The following is an 18163-nucleotide window of genomic DNA, read 5'->3' as shown; positions in this document are numbered from 1 at the left end:
CGAGGCCGCACCGGTGCTCAGGACGTGACGGCGCACTGGCCGCGATCCTCGCGCGCGGGCCCGGCCGCGGTGGGCCGCACGTCGAAGTCGAAGATCGCCGCCGGGACGTAGAGCGTGCAGCAGGCGTTGGGGATGTCGACGATGCCGCTGATCCGCCCCTCGACGGGCGCCGAACCGAGCAGCAGGTACGCCTGTTCGCCGGTGTAGCCCCACTTCTTGAGGTACTCGACGCCGTTGAGGCAGGCGCGCCGGTAGGCGACGGTGGCGTCCATGTAGTGGTTGGTGTCCGTGTCGTGGTCCACCGAAACCCCGGAGAACGACAGGAACTCCGAGTACCGCGGTTCGACGTTGCCCGGCATGAACACCGGGTTGGTGGTGATGCCGAACTTGTCCATGCCGCCCTTGATCAGGTCGACGTGCAGGTCGATGAAGCCGCCCATCTCGATCGCACCGCAGAAGGTGATCTCGCCGTCGCCCTGGCTGAAGTGCAGGTCGCCCATGGACAGCTTCGCGCCCTCGACGAAGACCGGGTAGAAGACCCGCGACCCGCGGGTGAAGTTCTTGATGTCCTGGTTTCCTCCGTTCTCCCGGGCCGGAACCGTCCGGGCGCCCTCTCGGGCGATCCGCTGCGCCTCGCTGCCGTCCGCCTGACCGGCCAGCGCCCCGGGCTCGGTCGGCGGCAGGGCCAGCGGTGGCACGCGGTCCGGGTCGGTGTCGATGAGCGCCTGCTCCCGCCGGTTCCACTTGGCCAGCAGATCGGCCGATGGCGCGGTGCCCATCAGGCCGGGGTGGGTGATGCCGGTGTAGCGGATGCCCGGCAGGTGCCGCGAGGTGCACTGCTGCCCGTGGAAGTCCCAGATCGCCTTGTAGGCGTCCGGGAAGTAGTCGGTCAGGAAGCCGCCGCCGTTGACCTTGGCGAACACGCCCGTGTAGCCCCAGCCCTGCCCCGGGGCCTCGCCGGTCTCCTGCGGCACCGGCCCGAGGTCCAGGATGTCGACGATCAGCAGGTCGCCGGGTTCGGCACCCTCGACGCCGATGGGGCCGCTGAGCATGTGCGTCTGGTTCAGGTCGACGTCCCGGACGTCGTTGGCGGAGTCGTTGTTGCCGAGCTGCGCGTCGGTCCACTCCCGGCATTCGACGCGGAACTCCTGGCCGGGCCGGACCATCACGGCCGACGGGACGTCCGGGTGCCAGCGGTTGTGCCCCGGCACCGCCTGCTCCCGCATCGACTTCGACTGGTCGACGCTGAAAACCACTTCTGGCATGGGAAATCCTCCTCACTGATGTGCCGGACGGTGGGGCGCGGACAACGTCCGGACGCCCCGGACCGACCACACGCCGGTGGTGAACAACCACAGCGCGACGAAGACGACGACGCCGAAGATCACCAGCGCCGTCGCGATGGCGTTCGGGTTCCGCCAGTAACCGGTCATGATCAGGAACGACGGGATCGCGGCGGTCACCCAGCCCTCGATCGCGGCGACCCAGCCGGTGTAGCGGGTGAGCCGCTCCATCTTGAGGCCCAGCAACAGGAAGAACAGCAGCCACAGGAACGACCAGTACAGCCAGATCACGCCGAACGGGCTGTCCCCGAGCAGCCGGAAGTTCGCGAACGAGTAGCCGAGCGCCATGATGGCGACGAACAGCGAGAACCAGCCGACGCCGCTCGTGTCGAAGTCACCGAGCAGCCCGATCCCCACGTACAGGTAGGTGAAGCCGAACAGGTAGATGCCCGACGCGCTGAGGACCGTGACCGGGTCCCCGAGGTTCACCGCGATCAGGATCGTCGGGGTGATCACCTGGAGCGCCCCGACGAAGAGGTTGAACACGCCGATCGCCTTCGGGTCGGCCTTGCCCAACAGCATGACGCCGTTGAGGAACAGCACGGCGCCGACGTACAGCAATCCCACGTATGCCACCGATGACACCTCCGCTGGCGCCTGGGCCCGGTCAGGGGCGCGGGAGCCGGGACAGCGACGGATGCGGCTCGGGCGGCTTCCGGCGGGGCACCTCGGTGACCACCTCCGGTTCCGCGCCGCTCCGCTCCGCCCGGTCGAGCGCGGCGGCGAGCCGCGCGGGCACGGTGGCGAGGTGCGGTGCGGAGAAGATCCTGCGGGCCGGTCGCCCGCAGTGGAGGCACTGGTGCGAAGCCGAGGCCGTCCCCATCGGCTGGTGCGTCTCGAAGCGACCGCACCGAGGGCAGTCGTACTCGTAAGTCGCCATGGCCGGCCCTTCCCCCGAAGACCTGAGACCGATGCGATCCCGCTGCGACCGCCGGCCGGAAAATCGCGAACCAGCGGCCCAGAACCGAGGAGACTCCCGGTGCCGTGCGCTGTCAAGGGCGGCATGATCTGCGGCGACGCGGCTCCGGTCTGCTTCGGCGTGGCGCGCGGCACTGTTGACTGCGCGTGCCCGCCTACCCAATAATTTCCGCCCAACAGAGTGAGCATCCGTCGGAGCGGTCACAGCATGCAGGCGGCACCCGACACGATCAGAGTGGTGGCTGCCCATGCGTCCCCGACACGATCCCCGCGGTCACATCATCCTGACCGCCTGGCTGTGCCCCGGCTGCGACGTCGCCGGCCGTTCCGCGCCCGAGAACGAGCCGGAATGCTGGAACTGCGGCGGCCCGGTCGTGGTCACCGCGCGCCCCTCGGTTCCCGTCGCCGAACCTGCCGCCGGCTCGCCGGTCCACTCCTGACGGTCCGTCCACTGTGCACTCCAGGTGATCGCCGACACGACCCGCATGCGCAGAGTGACTGATCGGCTACGGATCGAACTCGGGGCGAAAGACCCTCTTTACCGGCGATTTACCGGCAATACCGTGAGTAGTACCGGCAAAAAGCCGGTGAATCCGACGACGTACTCACGTCGCCGGGGTCGACAGGAAAAGCACCGGGAGTTCCGGTGGGCTTTTCGCACTCCCCGGAAAGGCCCGGTGCGGCACTTAACGAGGGATCACCATGCAGATCAGCACAATCTTCAGCAACCGTCACGGCTGGGGCTGGGGCCACGGCTGGGGCTGGGGCTGGGGCTGGGGTTGGGGCTGGGGCTGGGGTGGTTGGGGCGGCTGGGGCCGCTGGGGTGGCTGGGGCGGCTGGGGCCGTTGGGGCGGCTGGCGCTGAGCCGGCTTTGACGTCCTGACACCTCTTCCAACCAGCAACCACATCCAACCCGATAGACCAGTCCAGCATTTCCGGTAGCTCCCGTCTTCATCGAGGCGGGAGCTACTGCTGTGCCGGGACGACCCTCGTAGTCCACACAGGACTCTGGAAGTACCGGGGCCGATTCCCGCCGGACACGGGCCGGCGGCGCCACCATGATCGACTCATGCGTGCTTCCGACGACGTGCCGTTCGCCCACCTCCGCCGCACCAACGCGGACTTCGCACGCCGGGTGCGGTCGATCGAGCCCGGCCAGTGGGCCGATCCGACCCCCTGCGCCGAATGGGACGTGCGCGCGCTGGTGAGCCACCTGGTGCAGGCGAACGCGATCTACCGGCTGCTGCTGCACGGCGGCGACAGCGCCCAGTTCCTGGTGATCCGCGAGCAGGACGCGCTCGGCGACGACCCTGCCGGATCGTTCGACGCCGCCGCGGCGAACTGCCTCGCCGCCTTCGGCGAGCCCGGGGCGCTGGACCGGGTCGTGGACTACCCGTTCGGACCGGTCGACGGCCGCAAACTGCTCGGCCTGCTCATCGCCGACACCGTCGTGCACAGCTGGGACCTCGCCCGCGCCACCGGCGGCCCGGAGGAACTGGACCCGTCGCTGGTCGAGTGGGTCGACGACAACTTCGAGTGGCTCTACACCGGCGTCGCCGAGGGGCCGCTCGACCCGGGCAGCACGCACAGCTACTTCGCGGCGGCCGCGGCGGCTCCCGCCGACGAGACCCGCCAGCAGCGGATGCTGCGCCTGATGGGCCGCCGACCCTGAGCTCCGCCACCGGAATTCGATCCGGAATTCGATCTTGCAGAATCCGCTCCCCCGCACGCCCGGCTGGGCTACCTTGATCAACATCGCACGTGATCTTCGTGCGGGGAAATCGGAGGACAACAGCAGATGACCAAGAACCTGCCGGGGTCGCTGAAGCGCACCGCGGCGCTGGCCGCCGCGGTCGCCGCCGCGGGCACGTTCACGAGCTTCGGGACGGCGCAGGCCGACGAACCAACCGGCGACGTGACGCCCTCGATCATCGGCGGCACACCCGCGGACCAGACCTACTCGTTCATGACGTCATTAGAGTACGAACGCAACGGGGACCCGAACTCGCACCGCTGCGGCGGCGCGCTGATCAGCCCGGAGTGGGTCGTGACGGCGGCGCACTGCGTCACCTCGCCCGACCCGAACGGCGGCGCCTACGTCGTGATGGACCCGGCGCTGCTGCACGTGCGCGTCGGCTCCAACGACCGGACCTCCGGCGGGACCATCGCCAAGCTCCAGGACATCGTGGTGCACCCCGAGTACCACTCGTACGAGGACCGCGAGCTGGGCAAGGACATCGCGCTCCTGCACCTCGACGGGCCGATCGCCGACGCGCCGGCGCCGATGGCCGACGAGATCACCGAGCCGGGCACCGCGGTCCGCGAGATCGGCTGGGGCTACGTCTCCAACGACGACGCCGGTGACCCGACCAAGCTGCCGACGCAGCTCCAGCAGCTCGACACGTCGATCATCCCGTCCGACACGCCGAAGTGCGTGGCGGGCCCGGACGGCGACACCTCCTGGGGCATCCACGACGGCGACGTCTGCGCGGACAACCCCGAGGGCGTTCGCGGCCCCTGCGGCGGCGACTCCGGTTCGCCGCTGCTGGTCAGGGAAGGCAAGCGCTGGCGGGTCGTCGGCGTGGACAGCCGCGGTGTCGGCCACGTCTGCGGCGAGTCGCCCGACGTCTACACCAGCGTCGGCCACTTCCGCGGCTGGATCGACAGCGTCATCGCGTGATCTCCTGATCGCGACCGGGGCCCCGGCGGTGAATCGCACCGCCGGGGCCCCGTGCCATCGGCACCGATCGCGCCGTCCCGGTCAGGTGGAATCCCGCACCACCAGGTCCACGAACGGCCCCTCCGCCGGCGACGCGGCTCGCGCGGAACGCCCCAGCTCCGACAGCACGGCGTCGGTCAGCCGCCGGGCTTCGGCCGCCAGGTCGACCCGGATCGTGGTCAGCGGCGGGTGCGAACAGCGGGCCAGCGGATCGTCATCCACCAAGTGCTGACGCCGGCACCGCACCGACCGTGCGCACTTTGTGCTGCTATAGCGACACAAAGTGCGCACGGGCCAAGACCACGAGCACGAGACGCACACCTGACCAATGTGGACCCATACCAGCCCACCTCCCGGAGCTCCGGTGGCTGCGGCGGTTCGTACCACCACGAAAGATCCGTGGCTTCGTGTTATCAATTCCGGCTTGATCAGCTCATCCGTCCGGCGGCTTCCCGGCAGGTAGCCGGCGCGGCGCGGACGCATGATCGTGTTGAGATGTTCGGCCCCGCCCCGGACAGTGGTTTCGATGTCGGGCACATCGGCAAGGGACGGGGGCCGGGGATGCGGGTAGCAACAGCGTGGCGGGTCGTCGTCGGAGGGGTGCTCGCCTGCGCGATGGCCTCGTGCACGGCTCCGCCGAAGCCTTCGGCCGCGTCCGTGACGGCCTCGGTGCCGGACCGCGCCGCGCAGGTCGCGCCCAGCGAGCCGCTGGTCGTCACCGCGCACGCGGGCACGCTCACCTCGGTCACCGTTACCACGGACGGGGGAAGGACGATCCCCGGTTCGCTGCGCGACGGCGGCCGCTGGTGGAGCACGACGACGCCGCTGGAGTTCGGCACCACCTACCGGGTGCACGCCTTGGCCGAAGACGTCGAGCGGAAGCCGTCGGCGCCGCTGAACTCGACCTTCAGCACGGTCAAGCCCGTGGACACCGTCACCGTCGAGCGGACCCGGCCCACCGACGGCGACACCGTCGGCGTCGCCATGCCGGTGTCGATCTACTTCAGCCGGCCGGTGACCGACCGGGCCGCCGTCGAGCGCCGCCTGTCGGTCGAGCCGTCGGTGCCGACCGAGGGCTCGTTCCACTGGATGAGCGACGAGCAGGTCAACTGGCGCCCCAAGGAGTTCTGGAAGTCCGGCACCATCGTCCGGGTGCGCGCGCAGCTGTACGGCGTGGACACCGGCGGCGGCGTGATGGGCACCGACGACACCGAGACCAGCTTCCTCATCGGGCGCGACCAGCGCGCGATCGGCGACGTCAACACCCACACGTTCACCGTCTTCCAGGACGGCAAGCCCATCCGGGAGCTCCCGGCCTCCTACGGCAGGAGCGTCTACCCGACCCAGTCCGGCGTCCACGTGGCCTTCGAGAAGCACACCTCGACGCGGATGCGCTCGGACACCTGGGGCGGTCCGCAGAAGGGCCAGCCCGGCTACTACGACGAGGTCCTCCCGCACGCCGTGCGCATCTCCAACAACGGCGAGTTCGTGCACGTCAACGCCGCGACGGTCGGGCAGCAGGGGGTCGCCAACGTCTCGCACGGGTGCATCAACCTGTCGCCGGCCAACGGCGAGTGGTACTTCGACTTCGTGCAGATCGGCGACCCGGTGGAGATCGTCGGCTCCGACCGGCCGCTGACCCCGGCCGACGGCGACATCCCGGACTGGACGATCCCCTACGACGAGTACATCAAGGGCAGCGCCCTCTACCAGCCGCGCTGAGCGGCGTGCCGGGGCAGGAAGGCTGCGATCGCGAGCGCGAGGAGGGCCGCGGCGGCGGCCATCGCCATGATCGCCTGGAAACCTGCCTCGGACGGCACGGTCAGCTCGCCGAACGTCGTGGTCAGCTGCGCGAGCACGGCGCCCGCCACCGCGCTGGAGACCGAGGTGCCGATGGCGCGCATCAGGGTGTTGAGGCTGTTGGCGGCCGCGGTCTCCGCCACGGGCACCGCCGCCATGATGAGCGCGGGCATCGCCCCGTAGGCGAGCCCGATGCCGGCGCCGATCACGCTGGAGACGAGCACGAGCTGCCAGACCGCGGACATCAGCACGATGCCCAGGCCGTAGCCGCACGCCACCACGACGGCGCCCAGCATCAGCGTCGTCTTCGGTCCCCGGGCCTTCGAAATGCGCGCGGACAGCGGCGCCATGGCCATCATCACCAGGCCCGACGGACCCATCGCCAGCCCCACGACGAACATCGTCTGCGCCAGGCCGTAGCCGGTGACCGCGGGCAGCTGCAGGAGCTGCGGCAGCACCAGGGACATCGCGAACATGGCGAACCCGAACACGGCGGACGCGATGTTGGTGAGCAGCACCTGGCGGCGCGCGGTGGTGCGCAGGTCCACCAGCGGCCGGGCGACGCGCAGCTCCCAGAAACCCCACAGCAGGAACAGCACCGCCGACGCGCCGAGCAATCCTCCGGCCCGGGTGGCGGTCCAGCCCCACTCCGCGCCCTTGGAGATCGCCAGCAGCAGGCAGATCAGCCCGGCCGACAGCCCGACCGCGCCCACGAGGTCGAAGCGCCCGCCGCTGCGCACGCCGGATTCCGGCACGAATGCCAGCACCAGCGCGGTCGCGACGGCACCCAGGCCCGCCGACGTCCAGAAGAGCACGTGCCAGTCGGTGCGTTCGGCCAGGAAGGCGGCCGCGGGCAGGCCGAACGCGCCGCCGACGCCCAGCGAGGCGCTCATCGTCGCGGTGGCCGAGCCGAGCCGTTCCGCCGGGAGGACGTCGCGCATGATGCTGATCCCCAGCGGGATGACGCCCGCCGCCAGCCCCTGCAGGATCCGCCCGACGACCATCGGCGTCAGCGAGTCGCTGAGGCCGCAGACCGCCGAGCCGGCCACCAGCAGCACCAGGCTGATCAGCAGCATGCGCCGCTTGCCGTACATGTCCCCCAGCCGGCCCACGACCGGGGTCGCGACGGCCCCGGCGAGCAGCGTCGCGGTGATCGCCCACGCGGCATCGGACGCGGACGCGCCCAGCAGCGCGGGGAGCACGGGGACCAGCGGGATGACCAGGGTCTGCATCAGCGAGACCACGATCCCGCCGAAGGCCAGCACCGCCACGACGGTGTTCGCGCGCGGCGGGCCCGAGACCACGGCGTCGGCGGCTCGGACTGGGGCGTGGGGCATGGCGGGGCCTCCGTCGGGGTGATCGGCGTTGCCGGTCGGCTACTTTAAATCAATTGATTGACTTAAAGTAGCGGGATCGGTTAACTGGTCGCAGACCGACCGGGAGGGAGCCCGCATGACCGGCGAGGGCGAACAGGTGCTGGACTACCCGATTCCCAGCGCGGCGGCGCTGGAACCGCCCGCGGCGTGGGCGCAGCTGCGGAAGGAGTGCCCGGTGGCCCGGGTGTCGCTGCCCAGCGGCGACGAGGCTTCGCTGCTCACCCGCTACGACGACGTCAAGCGGGTGCTCTCCGACCCGCGGTTCACCCGGCAGCTCAGCGCCGAAGGCGCGGCCCGGATCTCGGCCAACGAGTCGGGCGGCGTGTTCAACAGCTCCCTGGCGACCGCGCTCCCCCAGTCCGGCGACGCGCACCAGCGGTGGCGGCGGATGGTCGGCAAGTGGTTCACCGCGCGGCGGATGACCGCGCTGCGGCCCGAGATCGAGGCGATGGCCGAGCGGCTCATCGACGACATGGTGGCGCGCGGCGACCACGCGGACCTCAAGGCGAGCCTCGGCTTCCCGCTGCCGGTGTGGGTCATCTGCACGATGCTCGGCGTACCGGACAGCGACCGGGACGAGTTCGCGCACTGGTCCGACACGCTGCTCAACCTGACCCGCTACGAGCAGGCGGAGATCGACGCGGCGCAGGCCGAGTTCGTCGAGTACATGGCCGCCCACATCGCCGCCAAGCGCGCGGCGCCGGGCGACGACCTGCTCAGCGAACTCATCGTGGGCGCCGACGCCGAGGGCCGCCGGCTCAGCGACGCGGAACTGGTGGGCACCGGCATGGGCCTGCTGGTCGCCGGGCACGAGACCACGGCGAACATGATCGGCAAGATGGTGGCGATGCTGCTCGCCGACCGCACGCGGTGGGAACGGCTGCTCGCGGACCGCTCCCTGGTGCGCACCGCGGTGGAGGAGGCGCTGCGGTTCGACGCCAACCCCGGCTTCGGCATGCCGCGCTACATCGGCGAGGACGCCGAGGTCGCCGACATCCGGCTGTCCGCGGGCACGACCGTGGTGTGCAGCATGGCCGCGGCCAACCGCGACGCCACAGCGTTCGACGGCGCCGACGAGATGGACCTCGGCCGCAGCCCGAACCCGCACCTGGCCTTCGGCGCCGGGGCGCACTCCTGCCTGGGCCAGGCGTTGGCCCGCACCGAGCTGCAGGCCGTGCTCGACGTGCTGCTCCGACGCCTCCCCACGCTGGAGCTCGCCGTGGCGCCGGAGGACCTCAACCGGGTCGAGGGCCTCGCCGTCGGCGGCCTCCGCGAACTTCCGGTGCGGTGGTGACGATGGCCGGGAAGACTGCCCGGGCGGAGCGGGTCAACGCGACGCGGGAGCAGATCTTGGCGGCGGCGGAACGGCTTTTCGCCGAGCACGGGGTCTTCGCCGTGTCCAACCGCCAGGTCAGCGAGGCCGCGGGGCAGGGCAACAACACCGCGGTCGGCTACCACTTCGGCACCAAGGCCGACCTGGTGCGGGCGATCGCGCGCCGGCACTCCGAGCAGATCGAGCGGCTGCGCCTGACCATGGTCGCCGAGGCCGGCGGCTCCACCGACGTGCGGGACTGGGTGGCCTGCCTGGTCCGCCCGGTCACCGAGCACCTGGCCGCCCTCGGCAGCCCCACCTGGTTCGCCCGGTTCGGGGCGCAGGTCATGACCGATCCCGCGCTGCGCGAGATCATGATCGACGAGTCCCTCACCGCGCCGTCGCTGCTGACGGTCCTCGACGGCCTCAACCGGTGCCTGCCCGACCTGCCGGTCGACGTGCGGCTGGAGCGCGGCGACATGGCCCGCCAGCTCATGGTGCACATGTGCGCCGAGCGCGAACGCGCTCTCGCGGAGGGCACCGCCACACCGCGGAACAACTGGCAGGACGCCGCGAGCGGCTTGATCGACGCTATCGTCGGGATGTGGCTGGCACCGGTCACGCGTTGATTTCCGTTCGGACCAGCCGAAATCCGCCCGAGGAGGATGTTCGTGAAGGTGACCGTCGACGAGGACAGGTGTTGCGGCGCAGGGCAATGCGTGCTGCTCGCCCCCGAGGTGTTCGACCAGCGGGAGGACGACGGGGTCGTGATCCTGCTCGACGCGGCACCGGCCGAGCCGCTGCACGCCGCGGTCCGCGAAGCGGCCGGCGTGTGCCCGGCGGCGGCGATCGAGCTGGGCGAGAACGCGTGAGCGCCCCCGCAGGCGTGCTGGTGGTCGGCGCGTCCGCCGCCGGCATCGCCACCGCAGACGCGTTGCGCCGCAAGGGATATCGCGATTCCCTGACCCTCCTGGGCGCCGAGCCCCACCTGCCCTACGACCGCCCGCCGCTGTCCAAGCAGGTCCTCGCCGGGACCTGGGAGGCCGAGCGGGTGCGGCTGCGGTCGCCGGAGAAGCTGGCCGAACTGGACGCCGACATCGTCCTCGGCGACCCGGCGGTCGGCCTGGATCCGGCGACCCGCACCGTCCGCACCGTCTCCGGCCGAACCCTGACCGCCGGAACCATCGTCGTGGCGACGGGGCTGCGGCCCCGCACGCTGCCCGGCCAGGACGGCCTGACCGGCGTCCACGTGCTGCGCACCCTCGACGACTCCCTGGCGCTGCGGTCCGCCCTGCTGAGCGCGACGCGGGTCGTCGTGGTCGGGGATGGCGTCCTCGGCACCGAAATCGCCGCCACGGCAAGGGGAATGGGCGCGGACGTGACGCTGGTCGGCCCGCAGCCGGTGCCGATGGCGAGCCAGTTCGGCACCCTGGTCGGCGGGCTGCTCGGCGAACTGCACGCCGAGCGCGGCGTCCGGCTGCGGCTGGGCACGGCCGTCGACGGGCTGACCGGGCGGGACGGCAGGGTCACCGGCGTGCGCCTGGACACCGGCGACGAACTGCCCGCCGACGTCGTCGTGGTGGCGCTCGGCGCCGCGCCGGCGACGGAATGGCTCGCGGAAAGCGGGCTGCAGCTGGACAACGGGCTCGTCTGCGACTCCCGCTGCCGCGCGGCGGAAGGGATCTACGGAGCCGGGGACGTGGCTCGCTGGCAGCACGACGCGCTCGGCGTCTCGCTGCGGCTGGAGAACCGGACCAACGCCACCATGCAGGCGAACGCCGTCGCGGCCAACATCCTCGGCGAGGACCAGCCCTACTCCCCCGTGCCGCACTTCTGGACAGACCAGTACGACACCAAGATCCAGGTCCACGGCCTGCCCACGGCCGCCGCCGAAGCGACCATCGTGGACGGAGACCCGGCGGACGGGCGGTTCGTCGCGATGTACCGCCGCGATGGCGAGGCCGTCGGCGTGCTCGGCTGGAACATGCCCAAGCAGACCCGGTTGCGCCGCGGCGAGGTCGTCGAGGCGCTTTCCGCACCAGCCATCTGACGACGACGCAGGAAGGCAAGCGATGATCCCAGTTCGCGAGGAATCGGCGGAGGTCCCGGAGTTCCCGATGGCCCGGGCGGCGGGCTGCCCGTTCGACCCGCCGCCGGACCTGCGGTCCCGGCAGGAGGCGGGGCCGCTCGCGAAGGTCCGGCTGTGGGACGGCAGCACCCCGTGGCTGGTGACCCGCTACGCGGAGCAGCGGACGCTGCTGGCCGATCCGCGGGTCAGCGCCGACATCACCCGCCCCGGCTACCCCAGCTCGGCGCCGATCAGGCCGGGCGGTTCCGGCGTCAGCTTCATCCTGATGGACGATCCCGAGCACGCCAGGCTGCGGCGGATGGTGACCGCGCCGTTCACCGTCAAGCGGGTGGCCGCGATGCGCCCGGCCGTGCAGAAGATCGTGGACGACCTGATCGACGAGCTGCTCGCCGGCCCGAACCCGGTGGACCTGGTCGAGGCGTTCGCGCTGCCGGTGCCCTCGCTGGTGATCTGCGAACTGCTCGGCGTGCCCTACTCCGATCACGACTTCTTCCAGGAGAACAGCAAGACCATCATCAAGCGGGACGCGAGCCCCGACGACCGCACCGCCGCGATGGGCCGGCTGGCCGGTTACCTGGACGACCTCGTCGGCGCGAAGCTCGCGAACCCCGGCGACGACCTGCTGTCCCGGCTGACCGAGCGGGTCGCGGCCGGGGAACTGGCCCGGGGCGAAGCGGCGCGGATGGGCGTGCTGCTGCTGATCGCCGGGCACGAGACCACCGCGAACATGATCGCCCTCGGCACGCTCGCCCTGCTGGAGCACCCGGAACAGCTGGCGCTGCTGCGCGACACCGACGACCCGAAGCTGGTCGCCGGCGCGGTCGAGGAACTGCTGCGCTACCTGCACATCACGCACAACGGGCGGCGCCGGGTGGCGCTGGAGGACATCGAGATCGACGGTCACGTCATCCGCGCCGGTGAGGGCCTGATCATGGCCAACGACATCGGCAACCGCGATCCCGAGGCGTTCCCCGACCCCGACCGGCTGGACCTCACCCGGGACGCCCGCCACCACGTGGCCTTCGGCTTCGGCGTGCACCAGTGCCTCGGGCAGCCGCTGGCGCGGATGGAGCTGCAGGTCGTCTACAGCACGCTCTACCGGCGCATCCCCACCCTACGGCTGGCCGAGGACCTGGCGCAGATCCCGTTCAAGCACGACGGTTCCGTCTACGGCGTCTACCGCCTGCCAGTCACCTGGTGACCGCCCGACCCCGAGGAGTTCCGATGAAGGTGACCATCGATCAGGACAAGTGCGTCTCGTCCGGTCAGTGCGTGCTGGCCGCGGAAGAGGTCTTCGACCAGCGCGACGAGGACGGCGTCGTGTTGCTGCTCAACGCGAATCCGCCCGCCGGACTCGCCGAGGACGTCCAGCAGGCCGCGATGCTGTGCCCGGCGCTGGCCATCGTCGTGGCGGACTGACGACAGCGATCGTTCAGGCCTTGGCCCGTCGGCGAGCCCGGTAGGCCGCGGCCTTGACGCGGTTGCCGCACTCGTCCATCCCGCACCAGGTGCGACGGGCGCCGCGCGAGCGGTCGAGGTAGATGCGGGTGCAGTCGCTGCGGCCGCATTCCTTGAGACAGGCGTGGGGATCGCCGAGCACGGCGATACCGCTCCTGGCTATGTGAGCCAGCACCGCGCGGAGATCTCCCGAGCTGTGCAGCCCCGCGTCGCTGAGCTTGATCGCGGGCAGCGGTGCGGCGGCCGCGCCGTTGACGATTTGCAGGCTGTCCGGGTCGAAGGGCCGGTCGAGCACGCGATCGAGGGCGAGCCGGTAGATCGCTTCGCGCAGGGACAGCGCGAACTCGAAGGTTGCGAAGTCGGCGGTGACCCGGTCCGGGAGCTCGGCGCATTCGGCCACCCACCGCTCCAGGTCCGCGGGCGCGGCCAGGGCATCGACGGGCTCGTCCCGGCGAGACCCCACGGTGCCGGTCAGGTCGAGGGCCGCGTTGCCGCTCACGAATGCGAAATCCACGTCACCATCTTGACCGGTGACGAACCTGGGGGCAATATCGTCACCTGTCAAACCGGTGACGCCAGGGCCCCAGGAGGAGATCGCGTGGCAGAGATCCGCGACGTCGAGGTCGTCGTCTTCGACGTCCTCGGAACACTGGTCGACGAACCCAGCGGACTGCGAGCGGCGATTCGCGAAGCGGTGCCCGCGTCCGACGATGCGGCGGTCGACGAGCTGCTCGCCTCGTGGCTGGAGCACGTCGAGCGCGAACAGCAACGCATCGCACAAGGACATCGCGCATACGCCAACTCCGAGATCATCGACGGAGAGGCCGCGCGGTTGGTGGCCGACCGCGCCGGACTCACCGACCCGGCGGCGATCGCCCGGCTGGCTACGGCGGGCCAGCGGCTGCCGCCCTGGGGCGACACCATCGCCGGTCTTGATCGGCTCGCGGAGCATTTCGCCTTGCTCGGGCTCTCCAACGCCAGCCGCACCGCATTGATGCGGCTGAGCGCGCATGCGGGGTTGCGCTGGCACCAGGCGTTGCCCGGCGAGGCCGCCCTGGCCTACAAGCCTGCGCCGGAGGTCTACCGGCTCGCGATCGACACCGCCGGCTGCCCACCGGAACGCGTGCTCATGGTGGCCGCCCACGCCTGGGACCTCCGCGCGGCCCAGTCGACCGGCATGCGGACCGCCTACGTCCACCGGCCGGGAGGAGATCCACCGACCAGCTCCGACACCTTCGACGGGCGATTCGACGACCTGGACGACCTGACCACCGCGCTGACGCCGGGCTGACCAGGCCGATCCGCACCCCGGCACGGGACCAGGAGCCCTTCCAAACGGGACGCAGGCCCGCGCAATGCGCGACCCCCGGAACGCAAGGGCGGTGATTTCGCGCGAAATCACCGCTCCGCGTGCGGGCTGGATGGCGATTTCGCGCGAAATCGCCATCCAGCCGGATCCGCCGCCCATGCCCGAAGATCCGCCACGAGGCAGGTTCAGCCGGCGGCGATCCGGCCGGCTTCGGTCACGCCTCGCCGACCAGGCCCGGCACCTCGCCGCCGCCGCGTACGCGGTCTACCTCGGGTGCGGCCGCGCTGAACAGCGCCGCCGCACCCGAGGACACCAAGTCCTATGTGGACACCGTACTGAAATCCTTCGGCGTGCAGGCGAACCGCTAGCGCACCTGCACCCGGAAACGAAAGAGCGCACGCCCTGCGCAACCGCAGGCCGTGCGCTCCCTCATCGAATCAGTCGGCGTGCGCGCCGCTCGCCGCGGCCTGCGGCAGCGGCGTCCCGCGCGGCGGGATCGCGTCGGCCTCGGCCGGATCGACGTTCGCCAGCGAGCCGTCGGCCGCGCTGTGCGCGATGGCCAGCATCGACCGCCGCGCCGAGTCGATCTGAGCCTGCTCGTGCTCCGCACCCATGTCGCTCAGCTCGATGAGCACGCTCCCGCTGCCGCGCAGCCCGTAGGCGTTGCGGGCGATGCCCTGGTAGTCGCCGCCCGGGTACTGCGACACGTTCGCGCCGCCCTCGGTCATCGAGCGCTGCGCCACCACCGAGATCTGCTTGGCCAGCGCGATGTCGTCCGCTTCGACACCCGGCGTCGTCGGCCACAGCAGCGACGCGGTGATCTCGCGCCCCGAGCCGTCGACGTAGCGGCCCTGCATGTGGTAGTCGACCACGATCTGCGGCTGGAACTCCGCGTAGTGCCGCTGGATCAGGCCTGCCTCGGTGGCCGGGTTGTCCTCGGGCGCGACCGCGGGGTCGTGGTAGCGGTTGATGTCGTAGCCCTTGCCCGCCTCGCCGTACTCGGGGTCGGCGTCGGGCGCGTAGTTGTAGCGCCAGTTCTGCTCGTGTCCATCGGGATTCGCCCGCACCACGATGTCGACGGTCACCTGCGACCGCAACCAGCGCTGGTAGTCGCTCCGGCCGACGCCGACGTCGCGCAGGAATTCCAGCGCGGCGGGCGTGCCGAGCGGCTCGTCACCGTGCTGCTGCGTGACGTAGAGGATGCGCAACGGCCCGTCGCCGACCCGCGCGCTCCACACCGGCCTGCCCTGGTTGGACTCGCCGATCGCGTTCACCCGGATCGCGCCGCGGCTGCGCCACTGGAGCTCCTGCAGCTCCCGGGCGAGCTCCTCCGTGCTGGGCCGCGGGTCGACCCGACCGGGCGGCGCGGCCTGCGAAGGCGCGACGAACCACAGGATCGAAAGGACCGCTACGACAACGGAAAGCAGCGCTATGCGCGTCGACTTCACCATGACGCAGGAGTCTGCCCCGCCGAACGGCCGCACCACAAGATCCGGAGCCCAATTCCCTTGCACCGGCAACGACCCGGGCAGGCGCGAGCGGTTCGCGCGATCACCTGCGGGCGCGAACTCCGGAACCCGCGCCGAGCAGGTGATCCGGCGAATTGGCCCGGGTTCTCCTTCCGGGAATGCACCAGACGCGGGGTCGTCGTCGCCCCTAGGGTCGTGGTGTGGCAACTCGCTTCGGCCGGGGAAGGTTTCTGGAGTCGTGACGACCTGCGAGGATCCGGTGTCCGCGACCGGCCGGTCGACCGCCAGGGGCTGGCTCGCCGTGCTGGCCGTGGCGCTGGGCATCTTCTCCCTGATGACCTCCGAGCTGCTGCCGGTGGGCCTGCTGACCCCGGTCGGTTCCGAGCTGGACGTGTCGGAGGGCACCGCGGGCCTGATGCTGACCGTTCCCGGCCTCGTCGCCACCGCCTCCGCGCCGCTGGTCACGGTCGCGACCGGCCGGCTCGACCGCCGCGTCGTGCTGGCGGTCCTGATCGGCCTGGTCGGCGCCGCCAACCTCGCCTCCGCCTTCGCGACCGGCTTCACCACGGTCCTGATCGCCCGCTTCCTGATCGGCCTCAGCGTCGGCGGCTTCTGGTCCGTCTCCGGCGGAATCGCGCTGCGCCTGGTGCCGGAGCGGCACGCGCCACGGGCGACCGCGGTCATCTTCGGCGGGGTCGAAACCGCGTCCGTCTTCGGCGTTCCCATCGGCACGTTCCTCGGCGACCTCACCGGCTGGCGCAACGCGTTCGCGGCCGTGGGCGTCCTCGGCCTCGTCTCCCTGGTCTGCATCGCCCTGCTGATGCCGAAGGTGCCGGCCCGGCGGACCATCGGATTCGCCGATCTGCCACGGGTCTTCCTGGGCAATGCGGGCGTGCGGGCCGGCATCGCCATCACGTTCCTCGGCGTCACCGGCCACTTCCTGGCCTACACGTTCATCCGGCCGATCCTCCAGGCCGACGGCGTCGACGGCGCGCTGATCGGCGTGCTGCTGCTGGCGTTCGGCCTCGCCGGGATCTGCGGCAACTTCGTCGCCGGCGCACTCATCGCCAGGCTGATGCGGCAGACCGCCGCGGGCATCGCCGCGATCCTCGCCCTGGCCATGGTCGTCCTCGCGGTCGTCGACAACACCGCCGTCACCGCGGCCGCCGTCCTGGTGCTGTGGGGCGCGGGCTACGGCGCGCTGCCGGTCACCTTCCAGACCTGGATCCTCAAGGCCGCGCCGGAGACCACCGAGGCCGCATCCTCGCTGTACGTCTCGACGTTCAACCTGTCCATCGCGCTCGGCTCGCTCGTCGGCGGCCTGGCCGTCGACGGCGTCGGCACCACGAGCGTGCTGTGGTTCGGCGCGGCGCTCGCCGTCCTCACCCTGATCGTGGTGGGCGGATCCCGACGCGCGAAGGCCACCACCTCGCGATGAACGTCCACAAGGGACGCTTGGCTCAGGGCCGCAGTCCTGGGAACCGCCGCGTGCGCTCCACGCAGTAGACGCGCAAGCCGTCGACCAGGGCCTGGATGGAAGGCCGCGCGTAGTGGGCGGCGTCCCAGCCCGCGTGGAGGGGCACCGTCAGCGGGCCTTCGCCGGTGCGCACGATCAGGTCCCGCAGGCCGAAGCGGGCTTCGTCGGTGACCAGGCAGATCCCCCGGCCCGCCGCGGCGAGGGCCTGGGCGAAGGCCGAGGACCCGGTCTCCACGACACCGGTCGGCGTCAGGCCCTCCCGGCTGATGGCTTCGTCGACGACCAGCCGGGCCACGTTCGACCGGGTCATCACGATCAGCGGCTCGGCGACCAGCTCGGCGAGGTCGATCGTGGTGCGCCCGCCCAGCGGGTGCTCGGCGGGGACCTGGGCCAGCACCGGGGTGCGGCCCAGGAAAGCCGACTCCAGCGAGGCGGGGGCCGGGAACGTCGAGATCCCGATGTCGGCGTCGCTGCGCATCAGCGTCTCGAAGACCCGGCTCGGCTCCTCCTGGATCGCGTCGCGGAGCGTGGGCCCCGCCGCGCCGCCGCCCGCCATGAACGGGGCCAGCAGGGACGCGACCGTGGCGGGTGCGGCGACCACGGTGAGCGCCGCCTCCTCCCCCTCGCCCATGGCGGCCATCGTCTCGGCGGCCTGCTCGGCGCGGCGCACCAGGTCCTGGGCGACCGGGCGGAAGCGGCGGCCGGCGGCGTTGAGCGTCAGCGACCCGGGGCGGCGCGTGAACAGCGAAACCCCCAGGTCCCGCTCCAGGGCGCTGAGTTGGCGGGACAGGGACGGCTGCGCGACGTGCACCATGCGGGCCGCGGCCGTGACCGACTCGGACTCGGCGACGGCGAGGAAGTAGCGCAGCACCCGCAGCTCCACGTCGCCCTCC

The 18163-nt window shown here is 71.3% G+C and carries 21 protein-coding genes; 13 read left to right on the top strand and 8 right to left on the bottom strand.

Translation table 11 applies throughout. From position 1 onward, the window contains the following. Positions 1–17 precede the first annotated feature (17 nt). Genes fmdA through ACWEV3_RS35475 form a run of 3 tightly spaced genes read right to left on the bottom strand, consistent with a single transcriptional unit; the run spans position 18 to position 2223 of the window. The gene (gene fmdA, locus ACWEV3_RS35485) at positions 18–1265 is read right to left on the bottom strand and encodes a formamidase (protein WP_452618090.1); all 1248 of its coding nucleotides are present in this window, start codon (positions 1263–1265) and stop codon (positions 18–20) included. A gap of 12 nt (positions 1266–1277) precedes the next feature. Continuing rightward, positions 1278–1919 (bottom strand): AmiS/UreI family transporter, encoded by a 642-nt coding sequence (locus ACWEV3_RS35480; protein ID WP_452618089.1) that lies wholly within the window; start codon positions 1917–1919, stop codon positions 1278–1280. 31 nt (positions 1920–1950) lie between these two features. Next, complete coding sequence (locus tag ACWEV3_RS35475; RefSeq protein ID WP_452618088.1) at positions 1951–2223, bottom strand: FmdB family zinc ribbon protein; 273 nt, start codon at positions 2221–2223, stop codon at positions 1951–1953. A gap of 286 nt (positions 2224–2509) precedes the next feature. Here ACWEV3_RS35475 and ACWEV3_RS35470 point away from each other — a divergent pair, with 286 nt between their 5' ends. The 4 genes from ACWEV3_RS35470 to ACWEV3_RS35455 all read left to right on the top strand — a co-directional run bounded on the left by ACWEV3_RS35470 (position 2510) and on the right by ACWEV3_RS35455 (position 4941). Next, positions 2510–2701, top strand: coding sequence for a hypothetical protein (locus ACWEV3_RS35470; protein WP_452618087.1), 192 nt, complete (start codon positions 2510–2512; stop codon positions 2699–2701). Between the two features lie 262 nt (positions 2702–2963). Beyond that, complete coding sequence (locus ACWEV3_RS35465) at positions 2964–3125, top strand: hypothetical protein (RefSeq protein WP_452618086.1); 162 nt, start codon at positions 2964–2966, stop codon at positions 3123–3125. Positions 3126–3330: 205 nt separating this feature from the next. Continuing rightward, positions 3331–3933: a TIGR03086 family metal-binding protein gene (locus tag ACWEV3_RS35460; RefSeq protein ID WP_452618085.1), complete on the top strand. Its 603-nt coding sequence runs from the start codon at positions 3331–3333 to the stop codon at positions 3931–3933. A 126-nt stretch (positions 3934–4059) separates the two neighbouring features. Then, positions 4060–4941, top strand: coding sequence for a S1 family peptidase (locus tag ACWEV3_RS35455; protein ID WP_452618084.1), 882 nt, complete (start codon positions 4060–4062; stop codon positions 4939–4941). 81 nt (positions 4942–5022) lie between these two features. Here the strand turns inward: ACWEV3_RS35455 and ACWEV3_RS35450 are convergent, their stop codons facing one another. After that, positions 5023–5205 (bottom strand): substrate-binding domain-containing protein, encoded by a 183-nt coding sequence (locus tag ACWEV3_RS35450; RefSeq protein WP_452618083.1) that lies wholly within the window; start codon positions 5203–5205, stop codon positions 5023–5025. A gap of 270 nt (positions 5206–5475) precedes the next feature. Between ACWEV3_RS35450 and ACWEV3_RS35445 the strand changes: the two genes are divergently transcribed. Continuing rightward, the gene (locus tag ACWEV3_RS35445) at positions 5476–6702 is read left to right on the top strand and encodes a L,D-transpeptidase (protein ID WP_452618082.1); all 1227 of its coding nucleotides are present in this window, start codon (positions 5476–5478) and stop codon (positions 6700–6702) included. Here ACWEV3_RS35445 and ACWEV3_RS35440 read toward each other — a convergent pair. Next, positions 6687–8117 carry an MFS transporter gene (locus tag ACWEV3_RS35440; protein WP_452618081.1) on the bottom strand — a complete coding sequence of 477 codons (1431 nt, stop codon included), beginning with the start codon at positions 8115–8117 and terminating at the stop codon, positions 6687–6689. The genes ACWEV3_RS35445 and ACWEV3_RS35440 overlap by 16 nt on opposite strands. 115 nt (positions 8118–8232) lie before the next feature. Between ACWEV3_RS35440 and ACWEV3_RS35435 the strand changes: the two genes are divergently transcribed. From ACWEV3_RS35435 to ACWEV3_RS35410, 6 genes are read left to right on the top strand one after another with little or no spacing between them, the layout of a single operon-like run. Continuing rightward, entirely contained in the window at positions 8233–9450 is a 1218-nt protein-coding gene (locus ACWEV3_RS35435; RefSeq protein ID WP_452618080.1) for a cytochrome P450, read from the top strand. Positions 9451–9452: 2 nt separating this feature from the next. Further along, positions 9453–10097 (top strand): TetR/AcrR family transcriptional regulator, encoded by a 645-nt coding sequence (locus ACWEV3_RS35430; protein WP_452618079.1) that lies wholly within the window; start codon positions 9453–9455, stop codon positions 10095–10097. Positions 10098–10139: 42 nt separating this feature from the next. Continuing rightward, positions 10140–10340 carry a ferredoxin gene (locus ACWEV3_RS35425; protein ID WP_452618078.1) on the top strand — a complete coding sequence of 67 codons (201 nt, stop codon included), beginning with the start codon at positions 10140–10142 and terminating at the stop codon, positions 10338–10340. Beyond that, positions 10337–11518, top strand: a complete 1182-nt coding sequence (locus tag ACWEV3_RS35420) for an NAD(P)/FAD-dependent oxidoreductase (protein WP_452618077.1) — start codon at positions 10337–10339, stop codon at positions 11516–11518. Before ACWEV3_RS35425 ends, ACWEV3_RS35420 begins: the two co-directional genes overlap by 4 nt. A gap of 22 nt (positions 11519–11540) precedes the next feature. Further along, the gene (locus tag ACWEV3_RS35415) at positions 11541–12758 is read left to right on the top strand and encodes a cytochrome P450 (protein ID WP_452618076.1); all 1218 of its coding nucleotides are present in this window, start codon (positions 11541–11543) and stop codon (positions 12756–12758) included. Between the two features lie 23 nt (positions 12759–12781). Further along, positions 12782–12976, top strand: a complete 195-nt coding sequence (locus ACWEV3_RS35410; protein ID WP_452618075.1) for a ferredoxin — start codon at positions 12782–12784, stop codon at positions 12974–12976. Positions 12977–12989: 13 nt separating this feature from the next. On the opposite strand, the gene ACWEV3_RS35405 is transcribed toward ACWEV3_RS35410, so the two are convergent. Continuing rightward, a complete protein-coding gene (locus ACWEV3_RS35405) occupies positions 12990–13529 on the bottom strand; it encodes a CGNR zinc finger domain-containing protein (RefSeq protein WP_452618074.1) in 540 nt (179 codons plus the stop codon). A gap of 84 nt (positions 13530–13613) precedes the next feature. On the opposite strand from ACWEV3_RS35405, the gene ACWEV3_RS35400 reads away from it, so the two are divergent. Then, entirely contained in the window at positions 13614–14306 is a 693-nt protein-coding gene (locus ACWEV3_RS35400) for a haloacid dehalogenase type II (RefSeq protein WP_452618073.1), read from the top strand. 455 nt (positions 14307–14761) lie between these two features. On the opposite strand, the gene ACWEV3_RS35395 is transcribed toward ACWEV3_RS35400, so the two are convergent. Then, positions 14762–15775, bottom strand: a complete 1014-nt coding sequence (locus ACWEV3_RS35395; RefSeq protein ID WP_452618072.1) for a M14 family zinc carboxypeptidase — start codon at positions 15773–15775, stop codon at positions 14762–14764. Between the two features lie 256 nt (positions 15776–16031). Between ACWEV3_RS35395 and ACWEV3_RS35390 the strand changes: the two genes are divergently transcribed. Then, the gene (locus ACWEV3_RS35390; protein WP_452618071.1) at positions 16032–17231 is read left to right on the top strand and encodes an MFS transporter; all 1200 of its coding nucleotides are present in this window, start codon (positions 16032–16034) and stop codon (positions 17229–17231) included. A gap of 22 nt (positions 17232–17253) precedes the next feature. On the opposite strand, the gene ACWEV3_RS35385 is transcribed toward ACWEV3_RS35390, so the two are convergent. Continuing rightward, positions 17254–18153 (bottom strand): LysR family transcriptional regulator, encoded by a 900-nt coding sequence (locus ACWEV3_RS35385; RefSeq protein WP_452618070.1) that lies wholly within the window; start codon positions 18151–18153, stop codon positions 17254–17256. Positions 18154–18163 lie beyond the last annotated feature (10 nt).

It is taken from the genome of Saccharopolyspora sp. NPDC003752 (genome assembly GCF_053605825.1).
Note: the sequence above shows the minus strand (reverse complement) of the source record. Positions and strands in the feature narration are given on the sequence as shown.

Bases quoted from the DNA above. Each gene is read 5' to 3' on its own strand.
- ACWEV3_RS35435 (WP_452618080.1), top strand. From the start codon at position 8,233: ATGACCGGCGAGGGCGAACAGGTGCTGGACTACCCGATTCCCAGCGCG.
- ACWEV3_RS35470 (WP_452618087.1), top strand. From the start codon at position 2,510: ATGCGTCCCCGACACGATCCCCGCGGTCACATCATCCTGACCGCCTGG.
- ACWEV3_RS35440 (WP_452618081.1), bottom strand. From the start codon at position 8,117: ATGCCCCACGCCCCAGTCCGAGCCGCCGACGCCGTGGTCTCGGGCCCG.
- fmdA (WP_452618090.1), bottom strand. From the start codon at position 1,265: ATGCCAGAAGTGGTTTTCAGCGTCGACCAGTCGAAGTCGATGCGGGAG.
- ACWEV3_RS35460 (WP_452618085.1), top strand. From the start codon at position 3,331: ATGCGTGCTTCCGACGACGTGCCGTTCGCCCACCTCCGCCGCACCAAC.
- ACWEV3_RS35445 (WP_452618082.1), top strand. From the start codon at position 5,476: ATGTTCGGCCCCGCCCCGGACAGTGGTTTCGATGTCGGGCACATCGGC.
- ACWEV3_RS35430 (WP_452618079.1), top strand. From the start codon at position 9,453: ATGGCCGGGAAGACTGCCCGGGCGGAGCGGGTCAACGCGACGCGGGAG.
- ACWEV3_RS35465 (WP_452618086.1), top strand. From the start codon at position 2,964: ATGCAGATCAGCACAATCTTCAGCAACCGTCACGGCTGGGGCTGGGGC.
- ACWEV3_RS35395 (WP_452618072.1), bottom strand. From the start codon at position 15,775: ATGGTGAAGTCGACGCGCATAGCGCTGCTTTCCGTTGTCGTAGCGGTC.
- ACWEV3_RS35475 (WP_452618088.1), bottom strand. From the start codon at position 2,223: ATGGCGACTTACGAGTACGACTGCCCTCGGTGCGGTCGCTTCGAGACG.
- ACWEV3_RS35410 (WP_452618075.1), top strand. From the start codon at position 12,782: ATGAAGGTGACCATCGATCAGGACAAGTGCGTCTCGTCCGGTCAGTGC.
- ACWEV3_RS35415 (WP_452618076.1), top strand. From the start codon at position 11,541: ATGATCCCAGTTCGCGAGGAATCGGCGGAGGTCCCGGAGTTCCCGATG.
- ACWEV3_RS35455 (WP_452618084.1), top strand. From the start codon at position 4,060: ATGACCAAGAACCTGCCGGGGTCGCTGAAGCGCACCGCGGCGCTGGCC.